At 61.3% G+C, this 1799-nt stretch carries 2 protein-coding genes and 1 pseudogene; 1 reads left to right on the forward strand and 2 read right to left on the reverse strand.

The window, feature by feature from the left end; all coding sequences use genetic code 11:
• Positions 1-62 precede the first annotated feature (62 nt).
• A pseudogene (locus EN884_RS34810) lies at positions 63-572 on the forward strand (helicase-related protein); the annotation flags it as partial.
• Here EN884_RS34810 and EN884_RS34815 read toward each other — a convergent pair.
• Together EN884_RS34815 and EN884_RS34820 are read right to left on the reverse strand one after the other, a co-directional pair.
• The gene (locus EN884_RS34815) at positions 524-1279 is read right to left on the reverse strand and encodes a DUF502 domain-containing protein (RefSeq protein WP_024503567.1); all 756 of its coding nucleotides are present in this window, start codon (positions 1277-1279) and stop codon (positions 524-526) included. The pseudogene EN884_RS34810 and the gene EN884_RS34815 overlap by 49 nt on opposite strands.
• Before the next feature lie 80 nt (positions 1280-1359).
• Complete coding sequence (locus EN884_RS34820) at positions 1360-1662, reverse strand: HigA family addiction module antitoxin (RefSeq protein WP_027161478.1); 303 nt, start codon at positions 1660-1662, stop codon at positions 1360-1362.
• Between the last annotated feature and the right edge of the window lie 137 nt (positions 1663-1799).

Consider the following 1799-nt stretch of genomic DNA (forward strand, 5'->3'; position numbering starts at 1 on the left):
TCTCGGCACCCTTCATGCGGCCGTGAACGAGACCGATGCGATCGCCGAACAATGGTTTCAGCGAGGCGATGCGCGCCTTCAAGCAGGGCGAGACACGCATCCTGATCGCCACCACCGTCATCGAGGTCGGCGTCGATGTGCCGGACGCCACCGTCATGGTCATCGAGCATGCAGAGCGCTTCGGCCTGGCCCAGTTGCACCAGCTGCGCGGCCGGGTCGGACGCGGTGACAAGCCCTCCTCATGCGTGCTGCTCTACAAGGACCCGCTCGGCGAGACCGCAAAACGCCGGCTGTCGGTGATGCGCGAGACCGAGGATGGGTTCCTGATCGCCGAGGAGGACCTGAAGCTGCGCGGCGAAGGCGAATTGCTGGGCACCCGCCAGTCGGGCACGCCGGGCTTCCAGGTGGCTCGCATCGAGGCGCATGCCGACCTTCTGGAGGCCGCCCGCGACGATGCCAGGCTGATCCTGTCACGCGATCCGGAGCTGCAATCGCAGCGTGGTGAGGCGTTGCGCCTGCTGCTTTACTTGTTCGGTCGCGACGAAGCCGTGCGGCTTCTGCGCGCCGGCTGAGCCAGGGCGGCAACCGAAGGGTTGGCGAGCATCCCTTCGATCGGCTCGCCATTCACGACAACCATTTGCTTTACTTCGGGCGCCACCAGACCGGCGGAGACGATCAGCTTGGCGCCATCCTCGATCGTCATGTCGAGCGGCACGATGTCCGACTTCGGCACATACATCAGGAAGCCCGTGGTCGGGTTTGGCGTGCACGGCATGAATACGGCGATCAGCGGATCGCCTTCCTGGTCGAGCTTCTGGTTGATCTCGGTTTCCTTTTCACTGGCGACGAACACCAGCGACCACACGCCCTTGCGCGGATATTCGACCAGCCCGACCTGGCGGAACATGTCACCCTTGTTCGACAGCACGGTCTCGAAAATCTGTTTCAGCGAGCCGTAGATGCCGCGCACCAGCGGCATGCGGCCAAGCAGGCGCTCGCCGAAATTGACGATGGCGCGGCCGACGATGTTTGCCGTCAGGAAACCGATCAGCGTGATCAGGATAAGCGCCACGATCAGTCCGAACCCCGGCACCGGAAACGACAGGTAGGTGTCAGGGCTGTAGCGGGCCGGAATATAAGGCTTCACCCAGGAATCGACCCAGCCGATGAACGACCAGGCAATGTAGGCGGTGATCGCCAAGGGCGCGCAGACGATGAAGCCCGTGAGGAAATAGTTCCTCAGCCGGGTCATGCCGGAGGTCTTGGGAGCGTCGGACATGGTTCACCGGAGCGCGGGTTGCAGCGCAACATTAGTGAACCGGACGAAGCTTTGGAACTGCGAAGTTTTTAAAGAGCCGATTATGCCGCTACTTCCAACGGCTCAATCTTCTCGAGCTCCGGCGCCAGCTTTCTGGCTTCGGTTTCAAGCTCATAGGCCTGTTGAAAATTCATCCAGAATTCGGGCGTGGTGTTGAAAAATCTGGCGAGGCGAAGAGCGGTATCGGGAGTCAGGCCGATCTCTTCCTTGGCAATGCGTTCGATACGGGTGCGCGGAAGGTTGAGCTTTTTCGCCAGCGCGCCTGCACTCATGCCGAGCGGGACGAGATATTCTTCACGCAGGAATTCTCCAGGATGAACTGGACGTGCGAACTTCGATGCCATTCGGCCCAACCTCCGGTCTGGAAGGCAAAACCTATTCCACCGTCACCGATTTCGCCAGATTGCGTGGCTGGTCGACGTCGGTGCCCATGAACACGGCGGTGAAATAGGCCCGCATCTGGATCGGCAGCGCATAGATG

Source organism: Mesorhizobium sp. M7A.F.Ca.AU.001.01.1.1, assembly GCF_004022735.1.
Classification (GTDB): domain Bacteria; phylum Pseudomonadota; class Alphaproteobacteria; order Rhizobiales; family Rhizobiaceae; genus Mesorhizobium; species Mesorhizobium ciceri.